The following is a 23,900-nucleotide window of genomic DNA, read 5'->3' as shown; positions in this document are numbered from 1 at the left end:
GAACTCATTAGGAACCAGCTCTGATAAAATCTATTGTTGATAAACATTGTAATTATGAAAAGAAGAATACAAAATATAGTCATACCAGTGAAAATGGTCATGGCATGCCTCATGTGCCTGATGTGTGGCATAGCATTGGCGGAGGGATTCCCCAAGGCGGGTTTGCCTGCTGAGATACTGGATATTTCGGTATCCGGAAAGGTCACCGACTCAAAAGGAGAGGGATTGCCCGGTGTAAGCGTGGTGGTCAAAGATTCCAATACAGGAACCATTACAGATGTGGATGGTAATTACAGGCTGGAAGTGCCTGATAATGCTGCCCTTATTTTCTCCTATGTGGGCTTTATGACCAGAGAGGTCAAGGTCAATTACAGGTCTGTGATTAACGTGGCTTTAGAGGAGAACTTACAGGAACTGGACGAGGTGGTGGTCATCGGCTATGGCACCCAGCAAAAGAAGGATCTTACCGGAGCTGTTTCATCACTAGGCGAGGAAGACTTCAATATCGGTAGTATTTCCAGTGTGGAGCAGCTGGTGCAGGGCCGAACGACCGGAATACAAATCTCCACTCAGAGTGCAGAGCCGGGAGGAAATTTTGTCATAAGAGTCCGGGGAAATAACTCCATCCAAAACGACAATCAGCCTATCTACGTGGTGGACGGCTTCCCCATGGACAACCTGGATAATAGCATCAATCCCAGCAATATCAAGTCTATAGAGGTACTCAAAGATGCTTCGGCGGCTGCCATTTATGGAACCAGAGGAGCCAATGGAGTGATCATCATCACCACCAAGCAGGGTAAGTCCGGGGTAGTCAATATTGACTACAATGCGGAATATGGTCAGCAGGTGGTTTCCAATCTGGATGCTTATGACTTTCTAGGCACCAGGGAGTTTACCGAAAACGATAACCTGATACAGCGGGTGAATGGAGCCATGGAAATGTACTCCCCGGCCAGGATAGATTCGTTGGAACAGTATTTTGGAAGTACTAATTGGCTCAAAGAAGCTTTTAGGGATGGAGCCACTGTCAACCATCAGTTGGGGATAAGTAGTGGTAGGGAGAATTCTCAGGTCTACTTTTCAGCAGGGTATTTCAACCAGCAGGGAGTGGTGCCCAATACCGAGTTTTCAAGGTACAACACCCGGATTAACTTAAACCAAAAGATGTTTGATGATAAGCTGACCTTTGGTCTGAACACGGGAATTACGTACACCAAGACCAACTTCCTCGGATTCAATGCCAGCAACCTTCAGACAAACATTCTTAGAAATATCTTCGCTGATGCCCGTCCTTTCGTGCCCAACAGGCTGGATAACCTGACCGAAGCAGAAATCGAACTCTTGGGTGGCACCAGGCCCATTAGCCCGCTTCAAACGATAGAGGCATCGGAGAATGAGGCCAAGTCTATGTACATTCTTTCCACAGGATTTGTAGAGCTAGAGCTATTGGAGGGCCTGAAAATCAAAGCCCTGGGTGGTAGCCGAATATTTAATGGCAAGGAGTATGGATACCTGTCTCAGGAAAGCCACATAGTGGCAGGAACCTTGCAGCCGGGAGAAGCTGCCCTCACTAATAATCAGTCCTATGATTTGTTGTTTGAAGGCACGATAAACTATCAAAAGCGCCTGGGGAAACATGGACTGAACCTACTGGCAGGTTATACCAACCAAAAGGTCATTTATGAAAGCTTCAGAGCCGGGGCCAGAGAATTCACCACCAACACCCTCGGGTGGAATGCCCTTCAGGCAGGTGCCATTCCTACCACACCATCTTCCGGAATCAGTGAGCGGGTCTTGATTTCCTATTTATCCAGGGCCATTTACGATTATGATGATCGTTATTTGTTTACACTTACCTTTCGTCGGGACGGGTCTTCCAAATTTGGTGCAAATAACAAATGGGCAAATTTTCCGGCCGCAGCTGTAGGGTGGAAGGTCCACAATGAAGCCTTCATGTCAGGTCAGTCTTTATTATCCAACCTGAAGCTAAGGGCCAGTTATGGGATCACTGGTTCTGAGAGGTTTAGAGTTGGCCTGGCCCAGACACAGTTTCAGGCCAATGCCCCGGTGACCCTCGATGGAGATAATCAATCCATTGGTACGGTGCCAAGTGTTTTAGGCAATAACAACCTCCAGTGGGAAGAGACCACTCAGATGGATCTTGGTGCAGATATTGGGTTGTTCAAAGATCGCATCATTCTGGAGTTTGACTATTATGTAAAAAACACAGATAAGCTCATTGTTACAAAATCACTGCCTCCGTCACTCGGGTTTGGGTCCATCATTACCAATGTTGGGCAAATTCAAAACTCGGGTATCGAAATACTGCTATCGAGCAATAATGTGACCTCCAAAAACTTCAGCTGGGTGACAGACCTCAACGTTTCCTTCAATAGCAACGAAATCAAAGAAGTGCTGCTTCCGGAGGGGTCAGAGTTTTTGGAAGGCGCAGACTTAAAGCCAATAGGTCAACTGGATAGGGCGCCATATACCATTATCAAAAAAGGAATTCCGATCAACTCATTTTATGGGTATAAAGTGCGGGGAGTGCTACAAGAAGGAGAAACCGATGCCCTGCAGCCAGCAGCGGTTCCGGGCGATGCTTTGTATCACGACATTGACGGAGACAGTACCATCACGGCTGCTGACAGGACCATACTGGGTCATGGTTTCCCAAAGTATCTGGCCGGGTTAACCAATACCCTCACTTATAAGTCTTTCAGGCTGTCATTTTTCTTCAATGGTGTATTTGATGCCGATGTACTCAACATCAACAGGGAAATCGGCTACAGAACCAACCGCCTGGAATCTGCGCTGGAGCGCTGGACTCCCGAGACCCCGGAAGGTACCAGACCCTTTAGAAATCACTCCGGTCAGTACTGGGTCAATGATGAGTTGGTGGAAGACGCGAGCTTTATTCGTTTGAAAAACATCGCACTCTCTTATGACCTTCCGGTCAATAAAATGGGATTGAAATTTGTACAAAACCTGCGATTATACGCCTCTGCCTCCAACCTCTATACCTGGACCAACTACTCGGGTTTTGATCCGGAGGTCAGTTCCAGGGTCAATGCGACAACCAATTTGAACATAGGCTCAGGGGTGGACCTTTATTCATACCCAATCCAGAAGTCCTATACTGTAGGGGTTAAAGTGAAATTCTAAATCGTGTCAATCATGAAATACTTAAAAATTAAAATACTATCAATTTTGCTCGCCTTGACCTTTGTGTCATGTGAAAATGACCTTACGGAAGAGCTCAAAGGGAGCCTGAGTGCCAACACACTGGTATCAGAATCTGACGCAAGAGCCCTGGTAGATGGGATTTATAATCAGATGCTGACCGGAGGGTGGTTTTACTATGGATCAGGTCAGATGGTCAAGCTCAATGACGGGATTACAGATGTAATGGTAGAGGGCAGAACCTCTAACCTGGAACAGTACCACTGGACCGAGAGTCATGCGGATATGGTATGGTCATCAGCCTATGTGCTGATCAATCGTGCCAATACAGCGTTGGAGCTCATAGAAGGGATGGATGAGTCCAGGTTTGCATCGCCTGGTGCCAAGGCGGCATTAATGGGCGAGGCGCTGTTTCTTCGTTCGTTGGCCTACTTTGATCTGACCGGCCTGTTTGGTGCAGTACCGCTCAGGCTGGAAGCTACTAAAGATCCGGACGAGCTTCCAGGTCGCACACCCATAGGACAAGTCTATGCGCAACTCATCACAGACCTGGAGACTGCAGCCACAGATCTACCCCCGGTACAGGATGGTGTGGGTAAGGCCACCCGTGGTGCCGCGCTTACCTTGCTGGCAAAAATTGCTTTTCGTCAAAAGGCTTGGTCTTCTGCTGAAGAATACATTGATCAGGTGATCGATCTTGGAGTTTATGATTTGTTTCAGGGTCAGTATGGAGAGCTTTTCTACGAATCAAACAGGAAAGACAATGAGTTTATTTTTGTAGTAATGTCACTGGGTGCGGAGTACAATAAGTCCAACCACCACATCAAGTTTTTTACTCCCTGGGGGTACGATACAGGCTGGTCGGAGACTGGTGTTCCCTTACAGATATACAACATGCTGGATCCATCTGATGCGAGAAATGACGTGATAGAGAACGACCTGTCTGGTGCTTATTACGCCTATGTCCGGGATTACGGTACGGCCGCAGACTGGAAAGGCTTTGCCCTGCTCACCAAATACAGTGGGTTTCGTCGGGATGTCACCGCCCCAAACAGCATTTGGGCAAACTACGCCTCCTCGGCCCTTAATCAGCCGGTGTTCAGATATGCAGATGTGCTCCTGATGAAAGCAGAGGTGGAAAATGAACTGAACGGCCCCACAGGGATAGCTTATGATGCCATCAATGCCGTGCGGGACCGGGCAGGATTGGAGGGGTTACCCACAGGACTTGATCAGGCAGCTTTCCGGACGTCCATTTTGAATGAAAGAGCGCTCGAGTTGGTGGGCGAAGGCCATCGTAAGGATGACCTCATTCGGCATGGGGTTTTCGAAAGTACCATGACCCAATACCTGGTGGATCAGAATTATCCCAATCCCGTAACTGTCACTCAGGATTATCGGGTGTACCCAATTCCAAGACAGGAACTGGATCTGAATCCTAATATGGAACCCAACCCGCTAAATAAATAAACCAAACCAAGGAAGCCCCGACAAGGGGCTTCTGCTGTACCATGCTCAGTAGATTATACATTCTTGCTTTCGCCCTTATCATCCTGTCCTGTACCCGTAGAGGTGAGGAAGGAGTTTGCTTTATACCTCATGAGATTGGCACGATAGAAATCTATCAGCGTCCGGATAATTCCCTCCGCGTGGGGATAGATGTGCAGACCCATGCGGGCAAAGATGTCTATGTGACCTACTGGGAAAAGTGTGACCCTGGTACGGAATGTAATGACAGGAAATACTATTCTGACCTGTCCACGGCAGATACCCTTCATCACCTGGTGCTGGTGGTTCTTAAACCTGCTACCACCTATGAATTTCAGGTGGTGGTGCAGGATGAGCATTGCAAGACGCTCAGCAGTACCTACGAGTTCACCACCAACCTCCTCTCTCCTTGGGTTCCGTATTTCCCAAAACCAGACAGCATGAAGCAGGTATTCTTTCCTGGGTATGTGGCTTTTCAGGCCAGAAAGGACCAGGGCTATCTCCTGATGATCGATGATACAGGTGAGCTGGTGTGGTATCAGAAAGCACCCATGAATGTGAAGGTTTCCAAATACACCTGGAAGCATACTTTCTTGTCCATCCTGAGTAACGATACGCTCCGTTTTTCCTCCGGCAATCACATTGCAGAGGTGGGTTTGGATGGAAATGTGCTGTTTGAGATGGAGAAAGGTGAAGGAGCTTTTGATAAGACAGTTCATCATGAAATTGATTTCGATGAGAATGGGAATATCATGAGTCTGACTTATGAGCAGAAGGTCGTTGATCTCTCCTCAGTAGGAGGAGGGAAGCAGGAGGTGGTGCGCGGTGATGGCATCCTGATTTATGATCCGGTTAAAGATGAAAAGGTCTGGGAATGGTCCGTTTTCGATGTGTTTTCACCACTCGACTATCCCAATATTTTGAATGAGCGGGGAGACTGGTTACATGCCAATGCCCTGGTGAAAGACACCCTCGGGAATTACCTCATTTCGTTTCGGAATTGCAGCCAGATTTGGAAAATAAATGGTCATACCGGTGAGCTCATTTGGAGATTGGGCAGAGGGAGTGACGACCTGCAGCTTCCGGAGGATTTCCAGTTCAATGGTCAACATCATATCCACTTCAATCAGGAGGGTTACCTCGTGCTGCTGGACAATGGAAACAGGCATGCCCAACCCGGGGTAAGAAATGCAGATCCTGATTACCCGGCAGGATCAAAACCGGTTTCCAGAATGCTCACGCTTCATGTGGACGAAGAAGCACGAACCGTGGAAGTGGTGGAAGAAGTAGTGTTCCCTGAAGTATACATGACCGAATCGCAGGGGAGCGCGGAAAAAATGTCAGATGACCTTATACTTTTCAATAGTTCCACCAGGAATATCATCTCATTTGTCACTCCGAAAGGAGAGGCCCTGGGAAGTTTGCTGTTGGAGTATCCGGCGTACCGGGCGCAGTATATTCCCGACTTAAATAATTCAAAAACCTACGTGAATAAATTCATTGAAGAATGACTGAAGATATCATAACACCTATTCAACTTATAGGAACACAAAGATCAGGGTCCAATTTACTCCGGCTTATGCTTAATCAGCTCACGGAAATTACCGCACCACACCCACCACATATTTTGAAGACCTTTGTGCCTTTGATGGATCGATACGGTGATCTTTCCATCAATGCCAACTTTCAAACCCTGATCAACGACGTGTGTGAGTTTGTTGAATTAAATCCTGTGAAGTGGAATGACCTGTTTCTTGATCGGGCTTTGATTTTTGAGCGGCTTCAGAATTCCAGAAGCATATATTCCCTCTTTGAACACATTTATGCCAGCTATGCCTCTTCAAAAGGGAGCAGATTCTGGTGTTGTAAAAGCCTGACAAACGTTCACTTCGTTGAGGAGTTGCACAGTCACGGGATCAAGCCATATTACATCCATCTTTACCGTGATGGCCGTGATGTGGCCCTCTCATTTAAAAAAATCATGGTGGGTGAAAAGCACACCTACCACCAGGCGAAAAACTGGAAGCGAGACCAGAACCAGGCACTGGCCATCGCTGAAAAGCTGGGACCGGATCGGGTGATCAGAGTAGCCTATGAAGACCTCATCACCAACCCGGAAGCACAACTTTCCAGAATTTGTGCATTTCTGCATATAGAATTCAAGCCACAGGCACTTGACTACTTCCTGTCCAGTGATTCCCGGGAAACTGCCCTGTCGGGTAAAATGTGGCAAAATGTGACCAAACCAGTGTTGCGTGACAATATGTGCAAGTACTTAAAGGAGCTGCCGAGAGAAGACGTCCTGATTTTTGAGGCAGTGGCTGGTGATGTGCTCGAGCGACTGGGATATCCTCTCCATTATGGAGATACAGCCAAATCGGTAGTTTTCTCCGAGACAGATTTGATCAGGTTCGAGCGTGAAAATGACTTTCTGAAGAAGCGCGCCGTTGAGCATTCGGACGCGCTGGACAGATCTAAAAGAATGCCTCAGGAACAACTCCTCTCTCGGATCAAATTGGCTTTTGAGCCAATACCACTTGTCTGATATGTCTATCACCCGGGAGCACACTTCTGTAAGACCAATCAGCCTGTGGCAGTTGTTGATTTCCATGCTCAGGGTGGGGAGTGTTTCATTTGGTGGTTATATGGCATTGGTTTCCATTTTACGGGATGAATTAGTTGATCGCAGGCAGGTATTGAAGGATGAAGTGATTCTGGATGCTGTGGCCCTGGCTTCTGTCTTTCCCGGGCCTCTGGCCGTCAATATCGTGATCTATGTTGGTTATAAACTGAGGGGAAAAGTGGGAATGCTCATCGCTTTTGCAGGCATACTCCTACCGGCTTTCGTGTTGGTTTGCATACTCACATACGTCTACTTTGAATATGGAGATGTCCTCTATCTGGAGCCAATATTTAAAGGGGTGATGCCGGCTGTGGCTGCCATTATCCTGTCGGTGGCCATCAAAATGACCAAAACGCACATCAGACATTGGGTGCAGGTGATTTTACTTCTGATTTCTGTAGCAGCTTTGCTGATCTTTAGCGGTTTCAAAATCATCATTCTTCTTATGGCAGGAGGAGCCATTCTGGGCTACTTATTCTTCAGGGGGGTGCAGCATTCTGAGGATTTAGAGGTGCCAGGTCCACGAATCAGGGGCAGGGATTTGCGGATGATGGGTACTAGCCTGGCTGGTGTGGCAGCAGTACTGTTAGTTCTGGCACTTTTTGGAGAAGATATTCTCCCCCTTCAGCTCATCACGGTGTTTAGTACCATGAGCCTGAGTTTATTTGGTGGTGGGTATGTGTTCATCCCCATGATGCAGGAGGTGGTGGTAGAGTCATTGGGATGGTTGACCAATGCAGAGTTTATCGATGGCATCGCCCTTGGGCAGGTGAGTCCGGGGCCCATTATGATCAGTTCGGTTTTCATAGGCTACAAAGTGATGGGCTTCCCGGGTACACTCATCGCCACTGTGGCTATGTTCTTACCTTCCGGCATCTTGATGGTGGTGGGGTCCAGGTTGATATTGAGCTATTCGGATTCGGTACTCTTCAAATCCGCTATGAAAGGAGTCTATGCCGTTACCATCGGGATGATCTTTAGTGCTTGTCTGAACATTGGGATGGATCTGGAAATGAACTTGATTTCTGTGTCCATTTTTCTGATCAGTGCCCTGTGCCTGATCAGGTATAAAGTCAATCTTGTCTATGTGGTATTGAGCGCAGGACTCGCCGGGAGTCTTTTGATGTAGCATCCAAAGGGCCCTTTGGGGAGCCATTCCAGTTTTCTTTAGCCGCTATATTTCGGTATAGTCAGAGCTGGTGTGGGGTAGTTTTCTGACCAAAGAGGAAAATGCCGGAGCACTTTTTTATTTCAAAAAATTAATAAACGTCAAATAAACGTTTATTATATTTGTGAGGTTGAGTGGGTAAGGAATTCACTCTGAAACACTGATTCAAACCTCTTCTATGAACGACATATCTCAAAGAGTAAGCAGTCATTTTTCCGAGCAATTTGGGGCAAAACCATTGCTGGTTCGTGCTCCCGGTCGTATCAACCTCATCGGCGAGCATACTGATTATAACAATGGTTTTGTACTGCCAGCCGCTGTGGACCATGCCATCTTTTTTGCCATTGGCAAGTCAGAGGATGCTGCCAGGTGTAGCCTGATTTCTCTGGACTTTGATGCGCGGTATGATTTTGATTTGGCGGAGATCGAGCCTCTGGCAGCAGACTCATGGCAAAACTACATTCTGGGTGTGGTGGCCGAAATACGGCAGTCGGGCAGGGAAGTAGCCGGGTTCAATCTGGTTTTCAGTGGAAATGTACCACGTGGCTCGGGGATGTCGTCATCCGCAGCGTTGGAGTGTGGTACCTGTGCCGGACTTAATGAGCTGTTCGGGTTGGATATACCCAAAGTGGAAATGGTGAAGATGTCTCAGATGGCCGAGCATAATTATGCCGGAGTGAAGTGCGGCATCATGGATCAGTTTGCCAGTATGATGGGTGCCAGGGATCAGGCTTTGCTACTGGATTGTCAGAGTCTGGAATACCGACATTTTCCCATTGAGTTGAATGACTACTCTTTACTCCTGTGCAACTCCAACGTGACACACAGTCTGGCCAGCTCCGAGTATAACGTGCGCAGGCAACAGTGTGAAGCCGGGGTGTCAATCCTTCAGAAGAAATTTTCGAATGTGAGTTCATTGCGGGATGTGCGTATGGAGCAGTTGGAGCAGGTCAGTGAGCAATTAGAGGAGGTAGTATATCGCCGCTGCAAATATGTGATTGAGGAGAACCTGCGGGTGCATGAGTTCACGGCCGCTTTGACTCAATCTGATTTGGAAAAAGCTGGGAGAATCCTCAAAAGTGCTCAGCAGGCGATGAGGGATGAGTATGAGATCACCTGTCCGGAGATAGACTTTATGGCGGATTTTGCCAATGCACATGCTGATGTGCTGGGAGCACGAATGATGGGGGGTGGTTTTGGTGGATGCACCCTGAACCTGATCAAGAAGGGTCGGGAAGCCGCTTTCATTACGGCGCTCAATGAGGCCTATGAAAATCAGTTTACTAAAGAGATCACCCCTATTCAGGTAAATATCTCTGACGGGGTTTCCCTAATCAAAGGATGATGGATATGAAGACATTTGACAAGCCGCATAAAAGATACAATCCACTCACTGATGAATGGGTATTGGTATCGCCACACCGGACCAAGCGACCCTGGCAGGGCAAGACCGAGGAGGTGGAGGAGACCCGAAGGCCGGCTCATGACCCGTCCTGCTACCTGTGTGCTGGCAATGAGCGCATGGGTGGCCAACACAATCCGATGTATGAAAGCACTTTCGTCTTTCAGAACGACTTTGCGGCGCTGCTGGAGGGCGATGGCAATACGGAAAGTACTAAAGGCCTGCTGCGCACCCGGGAGGAAACGGGTCTTTGCAAGGTGATTTGTTTCTCACCGGATCACTCGCTCACTATGCCTGAGATGACCATTGCCGGATTAACGGAGGTGGTGAAAGTCTGGAAGCGTGAGTTTGAAGCACTTGAACGGGTTTCTTATATCAAGAATGTTCAGATTTTTGAGAATAAGGGATCCATCATGGGCTGTAGCAATCCGCACCCACATGGGCAGATCTGGGCGCAGAGTTCTGTGCCTAATGAGATCGCTAAGAAAACCGAAACACAGAGAGCCTATTTCACGAAGTATCAGCGAAGTTTGCTGGGAGATTACCTGCACCAGGAGCTGGAGGATGGCTCACGGATTATTTGCAGGAATGAGCATTTTGTCTGTCTCATTCCATTTTGGGCAGTGTGGCCATACGAGACCATGATCATTCCGACGAGACATTTTCAGGCGGTGACTGATATGACCACTGAAGAGGAGGTGGCTTTTGCGGAGATCCTTTCAAAAATCACCATCCGCTACGATAACCTCTTCAAGTGTTCGTTTCCCTACTCCGCAGGCATGCAGCAGCGGCCTACGGACGACAAACCACATGAAGGATGGCACTTTCATTATTCCTTTTACCCACCACTGTTGAGGTCTGCCACGGTGAAGAAATTTATGGTGGGTTATGAAATGTTTGCCAACCCTCAGCGTGATATCACCGCTGAGCAGGCAGCTGAAACATTAAGATTACTTTCTGAAAAGCACTACAAAAATGGATAACACAAAAGCGATATTAGTCACCGGTGGAGCCGGTTACATTGGTTCACATACCGTGCGGTTATTGGCCGGACAAGACTATAAAATTGTGGTGTTGGACAACCTGGTTTATGGTCATCAGGAGGCCATCTTGGACGAATCCGTGGAGTTGGTCCGTGGAGATATTGGGGATGAAGAATTGCTTATTGGCTTGTTTAAAAAGCACCAGTTTGAGGCGGTACTGCATTTTGCGGCTTATGCCTATGTGGGGGAGTCTGTATCTGATCCGCATAAATACTATGTGAACAATGTGGCCAGGCCGCTGACCCTGCTCAAAACCATGGTGGATCATCAGTGTCTGAAGTTTATTTTTTCCTCCACCTGTGCCACTTATGGCAATCCGGAGTACGTGCCGTTGGATGAAGCTCACCCACAAAACCCGGTGAGTCCTTACGGTAAGAGTAAGTTTTTGCTGGAGCAAATCATTAAAGATTATGAAGGGGCTTACGGGTTGAAATATGTGTTTTTGCGCTACTTCAATGCAAGTGGTGCCTCTGAAGATGGTCTCATTGGAGAGGATCACAATCCGGAAACGCATTTGATCCCATTGATTTTGGATGCCATCACCGGAGATCGTCCTGCCATCAAAGTATTTGGTACTGACTATCCCACACCAGATGGTACCTGTGTGCGGGATTACATCCATGTGGATGACCTGGGCGATGCCCACATCAAGGCGCTGGAATACCTGAACAAAGGCCAGGAATCTGTGGCCTGTAACCTGGGAACCGGGTTTGGCTACTCAGTGATGGAAGTAATCAAGGCCGCAGAAGCGGTGACAGGGATGCCGGTGCCTTATGAAATGGCAGACAGAAGGGCGGGGGATGCTACCGAGCTGGTGGCCAATGCTACATTGGCGCTGGACAAGCTGGGCTGGGATCCAAAATACAAAGAGATCAAAGAGATCATACAAACTGCCTGGAACTGGAAGATTGGAGCGAGGAAAGGGAAATTTTGAGGGATTGGGAAATCAGAGAGCGTGCAAACTAGCGATCCAAATAAGTTGAAGTCACTCGGTATAAAACTCTATGAGATCTTTCATGTACACTTCATGCCAGCCGTCTACAATGTCATCATAGTCCTGATCAGGTATGTTGGTATGATTGACCTCTATGGAGGTACCCTTTTTGTGCGCATGAAATTTCAGTGTCACAATGGAAGGCGTGTCCTGCTCCCCAAAGTACCACTGCTGTCTGATCATTTTCCCCTCTTCAAACTCCAGATTCTTACCCAGAATACTACCATCCCATAGCGAAAACTCTGTATCCACTTCCGGTTTGAAAACTGCAGGTGAGCCTGTCCATAGTTCTATGGTTGGTTTGAAAGTGAGCGCAGCATACACTTCTTCCGGTTGTCCGGCTACAATGAAATATTTTTTGAAATCCGCCATCGATGACAAAGGTAGGGGGTAAATAAAAAAAGGATGCCGATTGGCACCCTCTTTTCACTTAACCAGTTACTTCTTCTTTATTTCACGAGCATTCGCTTGATCAAAGTGGCTTCCTTGCTGACAAGTTTGTAGAAATATATTCCCGGCTCAAATTGTCCGGAGGTCAGGATGAACCGATGTTTACCGCTGGTGAGCTCATCATCTGCGATGGTCATCACTTCTTTTCCATCCATGGCATATATCGATAGCCGTACGTTTTGAGCTTTATCCAGCGTCATTTCTATGGTGGTGAAATCAGTGAACGGATTAGGATAGTTTTGGCTCAGCGAAAATCCGGAATTCTGCACTTGCAGGTCACCTTCGGACTTTCTGGCGGAGCTGGACCAGCCATTGTTGTACCAGCCTTCTCCACACCTGGACAAGTCTCCGGTTTGTGCTCCTCCATTGTCATTGAAGACCATATTGGCACAGGTAGCCTCTGCAATGGTGTATGACCACCAGCCATTGCCATCGTTGGTCATCTGCGCACCTGGCCAGTTGGTGCCGGCCACAGATGAAGGCGTCACATTCCAATAATGCATTTTGGCGGTACCCCAGCCGGATGGTTTCAGGTAATGAATGGTCAACCCTGAGGAGGAGCCCGGCAGGTTATCATACCAGGTGCCATCCATGTACCAACCCTCCCCACATCTGTAAAGGTCTGCGGTTTGGCTGGCGCCATTGTTGCTGAAAATCAAATTGGAACAGGCAGCATTGACGATGGTATAGCTGTACCAGCCATCAGCTTCTGCGGTCATGGTTTCCCCAGGCCAGGTGGTTGTCTGACCGGAGGGAGTCGCTCCCCAGAAATAGACCTCAGGGCTGGTGTAGCCGGTGGGCTTGAAATGCACTTTGAGCCCGGAAGCGGGTGGCTCAAAAGTAAAAGCTGCACTCTCTATTGTGGAGCTGGCACTTTGGCTGTCCACGGCAAGTGCCTTAACGGTGAGGTCATCAGTGACGATAAGGGCAGCGCTATATACACTGGAGGCTGTGGTAGGGGTGCTGCCATCCAGGGTATAGTAGATGGTCGGGTTGGGATCCGTATCATCAGTGGCGGTGAGGGTCATACTCACATTGTCGCCATCCGTGAAAGTGCCACCTTGTGGAGAAATAGAGACCACCGGTGGTTGGTTCGTAGTGACTCGGGGATCTGTATTGTGCCATACACCATTGATGTCATACCAGCCATCTGCGGAGCGGGTGAGATCTGCCGTCTGTGCTCCTCCATTGTCATTGAATACAATATTGGCACTGCTGGCATTCGCGAAATCGTATCGGTACCACCCGTTACCCTCTGAGGTCATTGGGGGACCCGGCCAGGTGCTGCCGGCAGCTGAGGGAGAGAGGTTCCAATAGTGGATGTTGGCAGTAGACCATCCGGAAGGCTTTTGAAAGTAGACCGTGATCCCCTCCACTGCTCCAATGGTATAAGTTTGTGAAATCACATTTGATTGGGCACTCTGATTGTCCACAGCCATCGCCTTGAGCGTGGTGGTGGTTCCAATGGTGAGTGCACCACTGTACACAGCGCTGGAAGTGGTAGGAGTGGAGCCATCTAAGGTGTAGTAGATCGTGTTGGGTGCATTCTGCGAACTTGCAGAAAGGGTGACCTGCACGGGGTTGGCATATACGCCCCCGGAAGGGTTGGCGCTGACCACCGGCTGACTGCTTCCTGAGCCGGCCTGAAAGAAGCCCACACCATTTCCACCGATCATTCCAGGGCCGTTTAGCACATAGATTCCGGCTGAGCCTGACTGTACGGTGAAGCTCAATGACCCGTTGGATACCGTCTGTTCATTGCCGGTGACCGCATCTCTGTAGATGCCATTTGTCAGGCCCGAGAAGTTGAAAGATGCTGAGCCATCTTTCGCCAGACCTACAGCTACTTCACTGCTGCCATGGGTTCTTACATAACCCACGCCATTGCCACCTGTATTCCCATCCCATCTCCAGGCTCCCTTTTGCAAGGCAGGGATCGCGCGGCGCATGGCATTCAGCTTTTTGATGTGCTGGTAAATAATATGATTCGGTGCATTGGCAAATTCAGCTCCATAGTAAGCACGGCCCGTTTCGTCGATGGACTTTTCTATGCCTGAGGCATCATGGATGTCTGCGTATTCTCCTTTTTTAAACTGGATTTCCGTACCGTAATACACGACCGGGATTCCCCGCCAGGTAAACATAAAGTTCATGCAGGCTGCCAGGTTTTCTGCACTACCCCCATACCTTCTGTTCCAGTCGTTGTTAGGACCAAAGTCATGGTTATCCAGCCAGGTGAGCAAGGTAGATGGGTCACTGTACAAGTGATCATATCGGGCAGCCGCCTGCACATTGGCAAAACTTTCTCCCGATTCAAATACACCATGGAAGGTAGCTTCGGCATAGAAGTCTAATACGGCGATATCAGAATTTTGCGAAGCGCCTACGGCTCCTCTCCAGGTGTACCAGTGGGGGTTGATTTCCTCTACGTTGTGGAGCTCATGTCTTTTCTGAGCCACCTCTCCGAAGATGAATAAGTCGGGGTTGACTGCATGAAAGGCATCCTTGAATACCAGAACATCCTCTTTGCTCATATGTTTCATGGTGTCCCAGCGGAAGGCGTCTACCCCCATGTTGATGAAGGTGGTATAAGCTGCGATGAGGTAGTTCTGAACCACAGAGCTTCCTGTATTCAGGTCGGGGGTGTCTCCAGCCAGTGCACGGTTGTAGAGGTTTTCCTTATCATCCCATCCTTGTGCAAACCCATTGCCGGAGTGATGATACCAGTTGGGATCAGAGGTGTCTACGTAGGCCTGAGTGCTGGGCCAGTTATAGTTTGCCAGGTTTTGGTTGTAGGGTGCGGGCATGGTAGGGATGTTGGCCCGGCTCCAGATCTTGCCATCGTCCGGATTGGGGGTGATGCCATCGTACTCCCAGTTAGGATTGGGCTGGAGTGTATTGCCATTGGAATCTTGTCCCCAGGGTTGGTTGGGGTCGGTATTGTATTTGATTTCGGCCTGGCCTTTGATTCCAAACCGGCCTGGATGATTGGTCACAATGTCCAGGACGATCTTCATGCCCCGGGCATGCACTTCATTGATCAGGTCCTGAAAGGTGGCTCCGGGAGATTCCAGTCTTGGATCTACTTTTGTGAAATCCCAGGCATGGTAACCATGGTAGTCCAATGGGCTCCTGTTTTGAACAATGGGTGTGATCCAAATGGCTGTGAAGCCCAGGTCCTGAATATAGTCCAGTTTTTGGATCAGCCCTTTGAAGTCACCGCGCCAGGTAACGTCCTGAGGATCGGTAATGGAAGGACGCACATTGGGGTCGGGATCATAAGAGCTCCATTCATTGGGCGCATTGTTGGACGGATCTCCATCAAAAAATCTGGAAGTGAGGAGGAAATAGATCGTTTCCTCCCGGAAATCCACCTGTCCAAATGAGAGATGAGCGGACAGGCAGCTCATCAGGATGATCAAAGCAAGGGTTGCTTTTCGCAAAGTGTACATAGGTTGTTGGTTTGGTTGAGAATAACTTTTGAGTCCATGAGAGTCCTCATGGTACAACACAAGCTTAAACATGCCACACTTCCCAATCGGCACAGGTTATCACTTGGGCGCAATCAGCCCATTTGAGAAGGTATCATTTCATGTTTTAGTACCAGCCATTCCTGGCTAAACTGCTTACGCACAGCTGGTTGACATTGGAGTGGAACGGGTCTGTCATTCAAAGAAATATTTGACTAATTCGAAAAGTGCCACCATCTCAAAAGTGTTTGGTGGCACCTCATTGTCAATTATGAGATTGTGAATAGGGAAATGATTTTGGTTAATGAAATTAAGATATTATGAATTTATCATGTGTTTTATTGAAGACACATTAAACCCATTTCATTTCTTCGGTGGTTCCTTCATTGACCATTTGCTTGTGATACTCACGGGGAGTATGTCCTTCCAGCTTTTTAAACGCGCGGTTGAAGGTGGTTTTGGAGCTGAATCCCACCTCATAAGCAATGGCCAGAAACGTGAGATTCTTATAGTCGGCCTGATTCACCAGTCGTTTAAACTCCTCCACCCGGTAATAATTGACAAAATCATAAAAATTGCGGTCAAAACCTTCGTTGATCACCCGTGAGAGGGCATGGGTATTGGTTTCTATCATTTCAGCCAACTCCAGAAGGGTGAGTTTGGGGTTCAAAAAGGGTTTCTCATTGAGCATGAGCAGGTGGAGTTGTTCTTTCAGGTTTTTTACAGACTCATCGCTTAGGCTGGAAAAACGGTACTTTTCTGCGGTTTCGGATATTCTGAAAAGCTCCGGCTGGCTGAGCGCAAAATAGGCCACCAGAAAAGGAGTACCCGCAAAAAGAATCCAGGTGAGGTCTGATGTGGTGTCGGTAATCCTGATGGTGTCCATCTCCCCGAAAAGGCCTGCACCACCGATGAGGTAGGTGGCCAGCCAGGTGAACAGACAAATACTATAGAGGGTGAGTAGGCTGTTGAGGTAGTAATGACTTTGATCGAATGACTGGGTGTTGTCCATTTTTTCTGTATAGATCTGAAGAATGCGCAGGCTTCTGAGCCAGTAGATAAAGTTGTAAATCAGACCAATGCCCGCTGTAAGGGCAAACAGCCAGTGAAATTCCCGGTTGACCATTTTATCAATGAAAGTTTCCCGATCCAGGATGAAAAGCGGAATGTAAGTGAGTATCAGAATGCCGGCAGGAATGAAGCTGATCCACTTGCTAAGGGAAATTCTGGGCCTTACTGCCAGAAGTGACTGGAAGTAGAAGTACATGAGAGGCGCAATGGTAAAGTAGACCATGTCGGGCAGCAAAACGAGTCTGGGCTCCCAGTGAAACATCTGTCTGTAGTTCATTAGTATCCGGGCAGTAGAAGCGATAATGAAGAGGGCCAGGGCCAGTGAAAGGAACCTGTTGGCTTGTACATTGGCATTGGCCATCCAGTTGAAGGCCACCAACAGCAGAAAGGCGATTACCGAAGTAATGATCAGGATGAAATCGTAGTAATTCACCTTTGATCCTGAAAAGTCTTCCCAGGTTTTGATGGTGGCATAGAGTGCCACAGGTCCACCCTCAGTTCTGCGGTATTGCCTGTTGCCAATGGCCCGGCCGTCGCTTCCACCTTCTACCGTCTCCCAGGTACCGCGGGTAAATTTATACTCCAGGTGATCAGGACCTCCACGCAGGGTATAGGAGTAGGTGTTGTCCTCGAGTTTTGAGAATTTGTACGCCGGATTTCCAGGCTCCCAGTTGTTGAAATTGCCCGTGAGGTAGATGGTGGCATCTATGGGTGTATTTTCCGGGAGGGATTCGATCACAAAAGTGTAAGTGTCGCTACTTTCCAGATCCTCCCATGTTTTTATTTCATCCTCCACAGTGGTGAGGGCGTTTCCAGCGTGAATGAGCTGCCTGTTTTTTTTAATCTGCCCAAAGTCATCTCCCTCTACAGACGGCCATGTGCCTCGGGTATATTTGTATATCAGCGTGTCCAGAGGACTTGTGATTTGTAGGGTATAAATGCCTTCTGAATTGGGTTGCAACAGATACATGGCGTCTCCGGCTGTCCAGTTGTTGAAGTTGCCTGCAGCGTATAATTCTGCGTTAGCAGGAGTATTGGCAGGCTGTGAGATGACCTGGAGTTCATATTTTTTATCCGTTTGAGCACCTGCGCAGTGCGCTAGGAATAAAAACACTAGTGAGACTATGGAAACCTGGTGTCGTTGGGTTGGGCGCATTTGGGGTTAGGGTTGATACTGAAGTGTCAATTTCAAACGATTGAAAAAACACCCCAGGCTGATTGTCAATTACTTTAAGTAAATTTTTTGACACAAATGCCAAATTTCTTTGAATGAATATAACTAAAATCATAGGAAAGTCGACTTGAGGGAAGGGGAGAAGAAATTCCAAAGCGCTCGAACAAATGTTAGATCAACGGGTGATAATAAAGTTTTGGGGGTTTGCACAAAGCGTCATAGAAACAGGATATTTTACACCTGATCAGAAAAGTGTGACCGATCATCAAACACCCGTCTTAACCTTGAAACCTATCAGCTATGAAGAAAATTAAACAAGTAGAGGTCAGAAATATTCGCATCGAAGACTATCAGGAACTCAAAGATGCGATGATTGAAGCGTACAGTAGCTGGCCTGGTATTTTCTGGGCTGAAGAATACATCAGCAAGCTTCTGGATATTTTTCCAGAAGGTCAGTTTGGGATCGTGGCAGATGGCAAAGTGGTGGGCTGTGCACTGGCGATTATCGTGGATTACAGCAAGTTTGGTGACGAGCATACCTATAAGGAAATCACTGGCCACTACTTTGATACGCACAATCCTGCAGGGGATATTCTCTATGGCATTGAAGTGTTTATCCGACCTGACTACCGGGGATATAGGTTGGGCAGGCGCCTCTACGATGCCCGAAAGGAACTCTGTGAAAAATTGAATCTGCGAGCCATTATTTTCGGCGGCCGCATTCCGAATTACCACAAGTACGTGGATACCCTGAAGCCAAAGGATTACATCGACAAGGTTAAGTTTAAGGAGATTCATGATCCCACATTGTCCTTTCAGCTTTCCAACGATTTTCACGTAAAGAAGCTCCTCACCGACTATATGCCGGGTGATGAGGAGTCTATGGAATTTGCCACGCTATTGCAATGGGACAATATCTATTACAAGCGAAAAGGCGCCAACAAGCCTGAGTACAAACCGGTGGTGCGCCTGGGGCTGGTACAGTGGCAGATGCGCGCGTACAATACCATGGATGAGCTGTTTCAGCAGATAGAGTTTTTCATCGATGCGGTATCCGGGTACAAAAGCGATTTTGCCCTGTTCCCGGAGTTTTTCAATGCACCACTCATGGGGCAGTGGAACAACCTCAGTGAGCCTGCCGCCATACGGGAGCTGGCAGCGCATACCGAAAGCATCCGGGACCGCTTTGTCCAGCTGGCCATTAGTTATAACATCAACATCATCACTGGGAGTATGCCTTTGATGCGTGATGGTAACCTCTACAATGTGGGCTATCTCTGCAGGAGAAATGGTGACTGGAGTCAGTTTGAAAAAATACAGGTAACGCCTGATGAAGTGAAATTTTGGGGCATGTCAGGGGGTAAGGGGATTCAGGTATTTGATACGGACTGCGGCAAAGTGGGAGTCTGCATCAGTTACGATGTGGAGTTTCCGGAGATTCCACGCATGATGGCAGCACAAGGGATGAAGTTACTTTTTATTCCCTTCCTCACCGATACTCAAAATGGCTACTCGAGGGTGAGAAACTGCGCCCAGGCACGGGCCATAGAAAATGAATGCTATGTGGCCATGGCCGGTTCGGTGGGCAATCTTCCCAAAGTGCACAACATGGACATTCAGTTTGCCCAGTCAGTGGTGTTTACCCCATGTGATTTTGCCTTTCCCGTGAATGGTGTGAAAGCAGAGGCCACACCCAATACCGAGATGATCCTGGTGGTGGATGTGGACCTGGACTTACTCAAGGAGCTACACGAGTCGGGCAGTGCACGAAACCTGAAGGATCGACGCACTGACTATTACGACCTGGTGCTGAAGGATTGAGGCATCATATGGTTTGACTGAAGGAGGCTTGCTGTCTGGTACGCCAGAGCCGTGCATCCAGCGCCATGCAGATGTTTCGGATAAAGGGTTTGCCAGCGTCATTGATTTTGATCCCGTTGTCCGTCCATTGGATAAACCCATCGGTCACCAGGGTGGCCAGGAGGTTGGTGTTGAACCCAAAACCAATCTCTAAAAGTTCGGAGACCTCCCATGTGGTTTCAAAATTGCACATCAGGTTCAGAATGTGTCGTCGGATGATCAAATCTTCTTTGGTCAGCTGGTGGCCTTTGGAAATGGGTAGTTCATTTTGGTCGAGGCGTTCGTAATACCTGCTCAATAGTTTTTCATTTTGGCTAAATGCCGTCCAGCTGTCACTTATAGAACTTATGCCCAGGCCAATGAGCAAGTTGGTGTCCTGGGTCGTATAGCCCATAAAGTTGCGATGAAGATTGCCAGAGGCAAATGCTTCATAGAGGCTGTCCGTAGGTAGCGCAAAGTGATCCATGCCAATGTCATGGTAACCGTGAGCCATCAGTGCCTTCTTGCCTGTGGCATACATTTTCTGTCTCTGCCCGGGGCTTGGAAGGTACTGCTCATAGGACTTTTGAGCGGCTTTCACCCAAGGCACATGGGCATAGCCATAGAAAGCAATTCGGTCGGGCTTCAAAGCAATGGTTTGGGCGATGGTTTCAGAGATTCCGGAAATGGTTTGCTTCGGCAGGCCATAGATCAGGTCATAGTTCACACTGGTAAACCCATGAGTCCGGGCAAGCTCCGTGACCTTTTTCACCTGAGCGAAAGATTGTTTTCGGTTGATGATTTGCTGCACTTCCGGGGCAAAATCCTGAATGCCAAGGCTGATTCTTGTAAAGCCCAGCACGGCCAGCGTCTTCAGATGTTCTTCTGTAGTGTTATTTGGGTGTCCTTCAAATCCAAATATGAAATCATCCGAAAGTAGGGCGTCACGGGTGAGGCCATCGATGAGCGTTTTGAGGTTTTCTGCGGAGAAAAATGTGGGTGTACCGCCTCCCAGGTGAATTTCCCTGATGGTGGGTTGGCCTTCGAAAGTGGCCAGGTAGAGTTCCCATTCTTTCAGCAAATAACTAATGTATTTGCTTTCTACTTTGTGATTTTTGGTGATTCGGGTCGTGCATCCACAGTAAGTGCACAGGCTCTCGCAAAAAGGGAGGTGGATATAGAGGCTGATTTCTTTGCCGTTTCTCCAAAACCCATCACTGACCGCCTGCTTCCAGCGGCTGGTGGTGTGGTCTTCAGTATGCCAATAGGGCACGGTCGGGTAACTGGTGTATCGTGGGCCGGGAACGTTGTACTTTGAAATGAAATCTTCCATGTAACAAAGAGACTTCCTGCAAGCGGGCTTATTCCTGACAATCATCACCACCCCTACTGACTTTGATTATTCCATCTTTCAGCATTATGGCAGAATTAAGCGGGCTGATTTTTGTCATTTATGAGACTGAGTACGATCAGATCAGAACCTGATTTGGCGAACTAGTTTTGGGGGTGCCTGAATATAAAACACCAACTGCCCGGACTTCTCCAGAGATACTCTGCCATCACTGCGGGACGCCGTGTGAGGAAGATCACATTGCATATGAAGACAAGGATTTTTGCTGCCATGGCTGCAGGGCAGTTTATGAGCTGATAGAAGGTAGTAATCTGGGGGTGTACTATCAAAATCGGGAGCTCTATGCCGGCAAGGTAGCCGGGAAGGAGGAGATTGATAGAAAATACGCGTTTCTGGACCAGGAAGAAGTGAGTGCGGGGTTGCTCCATTATGCAGATGACAATCAATCTGCCGTCAGGTTTGCGCTGCCCGGCATCCATTGTAGCTCCTGTATTTATTTGCTGGAACACCTGCCCAAGCTGGAAAGCCGTATTTTCAATGCGGAGGTTAATTTTCTCCGAAAGGAGATCACCATTCTTTTCTCTAAAGAAATGACCCTGAGGGAGGTGGCCGTCACTCTGGCTACTTTGGGTTATCCGCCAGCTATCCACCTGGACAGTGTGGAGACGACCCAACCCAGGAAGTCAAATAAGCAGGCCTTGCGAATAGCAGTGGCGGGTTTTTGCTTTGGCAATAGCATGTTGATGAGCCTCCCGGAGTATCTGGATAGCACGTTTCAGGCAGAGGCAGCATTCAGAAATTTATTCGGTTGGATCAATTTGTTTTTATCTGTTCCCGTGGTTTTTTATGCTGCTCAGGAGTATTACAAGAGTGCCTGGAGAAGCATCAGGCATGGATACCTGAATATCGACATACCCATTACATTGGGGATTTTCACCCTTTTCCTCAGGAGCGGCTATGAGATACTGTGGGCTACCGGCCCGGGCTATGTAGACTCCCTCGCCGGCCTTGTCTTCTTCCTTTTGCTGGGCAAATGGTATCAGAGTAAGTCTTATGAGGCTCTTTCTTTTGAGCGTGATTACAAATCATATTTTCCTGTTTCGGTGACACGTGTGGTCAGCAGCAGGGAGGAGCAGGTACTGGTGAGAGATTTGATGCCGGGGGATTGTATTGTCCTCCACAATCAGGAGCTGATTCCGGCTGATGGCATTTTGCAATGCGGTAATGCCCGGATTGACTACAGTTTTGTGACGGGAGAAGCTGATCCTATACTGGTAAGCCCGGGTGAGCGCGTATATGCCGGAGGCAGGCAGTTGGGCGGACAGATTGAAGTCAGCCTGGAAAAGGCCGTGAATACCAGCAAACTCACTCAGCTATGGAATAATCAAACCTTTACCAAATCGGCTAATCCTTATGACAATCTGATTGATAAAGTGAGCAAATACTTTACGGTAGTCATCCTCATGCTTGCTCTGGGCACTGGCATATACTGGAGCATTGCTGACCCCACAAAAATCTGGGATGCGGTAGCTTCTGTGCTGATTGTGGCATGTCCATGCGCCCTGGCGCTGGCATTACCCTTTGGTCTGGGGCACGGCATGCGCCTATTAGGGTATCAGGGTGTTTATTTGAAAAACGCTGGTGTTATCGAGCAGATGGCTAAAACAGAAACGATAGTTTTTGACAAAACCGGAACGCTGACCAAAAATAATCCCTCCAAAGTAAGCTATCAGGGTTCAGACCTAACCCTCACACAGCGGTCACTTCTCAAAACAGCCTGTGCTAATTCGGCCCATCCTATCAGCAGGTTGATATTGGGTACGATTGAAGACAAAGTGGAGAAGTTGCCCATTACAGAATTCAATGAGCAGGTAGGTAAGGGATTGCGGGCTGAAATAGCTGGTCATGTAGTCAAAGTAGGGTCCTCAGCATGGATCAATCAGGCTGCTAATAATGTGCCGGAGACCACCGCCTACGTGGAGATAGATGGTGTTTTTATCGGATTTTATAGCATCAAGGCAGAATACCGTGAGGGTATATTTTCTGAACTCAGTCATTTGCAGGAAGACTACAGGCTTTGCTTGCTTTCCGGGGATAATGTGTCAGAAGCCGTCACCCTCGCTCCCTATTTTGACCAGTTGGCGTTCAATCAAAAACCTGAGGAGAAACTGTCATTTTTACAAAAGCTGCAGGACCATACACTGATGATTGGTGATGGACTCAATGATGCCGGGGCGCTCAAATCTGCAAGTGTGGGATTTGCGGTATGCGAAGATATCCATCAGTTTAGTCCGGCATGTGATGCACTGGTGGAGGCGGATTCTTTGAGGCAAATGGGCACCATACTCAGGTTTTCTAAAACCGTGATGAATGTAATTGTGGCAGCTTTTGTGATCTCCTTCTGCTACAATATTGTCGGGCTATCGTTTGCCATTTCCGGTCATCTCACTCCGGTGGTCTCAGCCATCCTCATGCCCGTTAGTTCAGTCACGGTTGTGGCATTTATCACGCTGGCGATCAATGGTGTGTCCAAAAAGTACTTTCAGTGAGGTTTCGGGTGTTTTCTTTTTCTCCACTGACAAAAATCAGTCGAACAATTGAAAACGCTCATGAAATGAAGTGGCTCATCCTCGTAATCTTG

14 protein-coding genes are annotated in these 23,900 nt (G+C 48.2%); 10 read left to right on the top strand and 4 right to left on the bottom strand.

The window, feature by feature from the left end:
- Nucleotides 1–54: 54 nt before the first annotated feature.
- The 8 genes from RIH33_RS08105 (at nt 55) to galE (ending at nt 11,844) form a co-directional block, all read left to right on the top strand.
- Complete coding sequence (locus RIH33_RS08105; RefSeq protein WP_406650326.1) at nt 55–3,168, top strand: SusC/RagA family TonB-linked outer membrane protein; 3,114 nt, start codon at nt 55–57, stop codon at nt 3,166–3,168.
- A 12-nt stretch (nt 3,169–3,180) separates the two neighbouring features.
- Entirely contained in the window at nt 3,181–4,656 is a 1,476-nt protein-coding gene (locus tag RIH33_RS08100; protein WP_406650324.1) for a RagB/SusD family nutrient uptake outer membrane protein, read from the top strand.
- A 41-nt stretch (nt 4,657–4,697) separates the two neighbouring features.
- Entirely contained in the window at nt 4,698–6,185 is a 1,488-nt protein-coding gene (locus RIH33_RS08095) for an aryl-sulfate sulfotransferase (RefSeq protein ID WP_406650323.1), read from the top strand.
- Nucleotides 6,182–7,219, top strand: a complete 1,038-nt coding sequence (locus tag RIH33_RS08090) for a sulfotransferase family protein (RefSeq protein WP_406650322.1) — start codon at nt 6,182–6,184, stop codon at nt 7,217–7,219. Before RIH33_RS08095 ends, RIH33_RS08090 begins: the two co-directional genes overlap by 4 nt.
- Nucleotides 7,197–8,426, top strand: coding sequence for a chromate efflux transporter (gene chrA, locus RIH33_RS08085; protein ID WP_406650320.1), 1,230 nt, complete (start codon nt 7,197–7,199; stop codon nt 8,424–8,426). Before RIH33_RS08090 ends, chrA begins: the two co-directional genes overlap by 23 nt.
- Nucleotides 8,427–8,643: 217 nt before the next feature.
- On the top strand, nt 8,644–9,810 hold the full coding sequence (galK, locus tag RIH33_RS08080; RefSeq protein WP_406650319.1) for a galactokinase: 1,167 nt from the start codon (nt 8,644–8,646) through the stop codon (nt 9,808–9,810).
- Between the two features lie 5 nt (nt 9,811–9,815).
- On the top strand, nt 9,816–10,850 hold the full coding sequence (locus RIH33_RS08075) for a UDP-glucose--hexose-1-phosphate uridylyltransferase (RefSeq protein WP_406650318.1): 1,035 nt from the start codon (nt 9,816–9,818) through the stop codon (nt 10,848–10,850).
- Nucleotides 10,843–11,844 carry a UDP-glucose 4-epimerase GalE gene (gene galE, locus RIH33_RS08070; protein WP_406650316.1) on the top strand — a complete coding sequence of 334 codons (1,002 nt, stop codon included), beginning with the start codon at nt 10,843–10,845 and terminating at the stop codon, nt 11,842–11,844. Before RIH33_RS08075 ends, galE begins: the two co-directional genes overlap by 8 nt.
- A gap of 51 nt (nt 11,845–11,895) precedes the next feature.
- Here the strand turns inward: galE and RIH33_RS08065 are convergent, their stop codons facing one another.
- From RIH33_RS08065 to RIH33_RS08055, 3 genes are all read right to left on the bottom strand, one after another.
- Nucleotides 11,896–12,276 (bottom strand): SRPBCC domain-containing protein, encoded by a 381-nt coding sequence (locus RIH33_RS08065; protein WP_406650315.1) that lies wholly within the window; start codon nt 12,274–12,276, stop codon nt 11,896–11,898.
- A 77-nt stretch (nt 12,277–12,353) separates the two neighbouring features.
- Nucleotides 12,354–15,806 (bottom strand): starch-binding protein, encoded by a 3,453-nt coding sequence (locus RIH33_RS08060; RefSeq protein ID WP_406650313.1) that lies wholly within the window; start codon nt 15,804–15,806, stop codon nt 12,354–12,356.
- Between the two features lie 370 nt (nt 15,807–16,176).
- Nucleotides 16,177–18,009: a helix-turn-helix domain-containing protein gene (locus RIH33_RS08055; protein ID WP_406650311.1), complete on the bottom strand. Its 1,833-nt coding sequence runs from the start codon at nt 18,007–18,009 to the stop codon at nt 16,177–16,179.
- Nucleotides 18,010–18,369: 360 nt separating this feature from the next.
- Here RIH33_RS08055 and RIH33_RS08050 point away from each other — a divergent pair, with 360 nt between their 5' ends.
- On the top strand, nt 18,370–19,890 hold the full coding sequence (locus RIH33_RS08050) for a GNAT family N-acetyltransferase (RefSeq protein ID WP_406650310.1): 1,521 nt from the start codon (nt 18,370–18,372) through the stop codon (nt 19,888–19,890).
- Between the two features lie 4 nt (nt 19,891–19,894).
- On the opposite strand, the gene hemN is transcribed toward RIH33_RS08050, so the two are convergent.
- Entirely contained in the window at nt 19,895–21,241 is a 1,347-nt protein-coding gene (hemN, locus tag RIH33_RS08045) for an oxygen-independent coproporphyrinogen III oxidase (RefSeq protein ID WP_406650308.1), read from the bottom strand.
- A gap of 173 nt (nt 21,242–21,414) precedes the next feature.
- Between hemN and RIH33_RS08040 the strand changes: the two genes are divergently transcribed.
- On the top strand, nt 21,415–23,808 hold the full coding sequence (locus tag RIH33_RS08040) for a heavy metal translocating P-type ATPase (protein WP_406650307.1): 2,394 nt from the start codon (nt 21,415–21,417) through the stop codon (nt 23,806–23,808).
- The last annotated feature ends 92 nt before the right edge of the window (nt 23,809–23,900 follow it).

Source organism: Marinoscillum sp., from assembly GCF_040222955.1.
In the GTDB taxonomy this organism is placed as follows: domain Bacteria; phylum Bacteroidota; class Bacteroidia; order Cytophagales; family Cyclobacteriaceae; genus Marinoscillum.
Note: the sequence above shows the minus strand (reverse complement) of the source record. Positions and strands in the feature narration are given on the sequence as shown.

What these genes read in the sequence shown, in the direction of transcription:
- RIH33_RS08100 (WP_406650324.1), top strand. Translation starts at nt 3,181, where the DNA reads ATGAAATACTTAAAAATTAAAATACTATCAATTTTGCTCGCCTTGACC.
- RIH33_RS08075 (WP_406650318.1), top strand. Translation starts at nt 9,816, where the DNA reads ATGAAGACATTTGACAAGCCGCATAAAAGATACAATCCACTCACTGAT.
- RIH33_RS08050 (WP_406650310.1), top strand. Translation starts at nt 18,370, where the DNA reads ATGAAGAAAATTAAACAAGTAGAGGTCAGAAATATTCGCATCGAAGAC.
- hemN (WP_406650308.1), bottom strand. Translation starts at nt 21,241, where the DNA reads ATGGAAGATTTCATTTCAAAGTACAACGTTCCCGGCCCACGATACACC.
- galK (WP_406650319.1), top strand. Translation starts at nt 8,644, where the DNA reads ATGAACGACATATCTCAAAGAGTAAGCAGTCATTTTTCCGAGCAATTT.
- galE (WP_406650316.1), top strand. Translation starts at nt 10,843, where the DNA reads ATGGATAACACAAAAGCGATATTAGTCACCGGTGGAGCCGGTTACATT.
- RIH33_RS08090 (WP_406650322.1), top strand. Translation starts at nt 6,182, where the DNA reads ATGACTGAAGATATCATAACACCTATTCAACTTATAGGAACACAAAGA.
- RIH33_RS08095 (WP_406650323.1), top strand. Translation starts at nt 4,698, where the DNA reads ATGCTCAGTAGATTATACATTCTTGCTTTCGCCCTTATCATCCTGTCC.
- RIH33_RS08060 (WP_406650313.1), bottom strand. Translation starts at nt 15,806, where the DNA reads ATGTACACTTTGCGAAAAGCAACCCTTGCTTTGATCATCCTGATGAGC.
- RIH33_RS08105 (WP_406650326.1), top strand. Translation starts at nt 55, where the DNA reads ATGAAAAGAAGAATACAAAATATAGTCATACCAGTGAAAATGGTCATG.
- RIH33_RS08065 (WP_406650315.1), bottom strand. Translation starts at nt 12,276, where the DNA reads ATGGCGGATTTCAAAAAATATTTCATTGTAGCCGGACAACCGGAAGAA.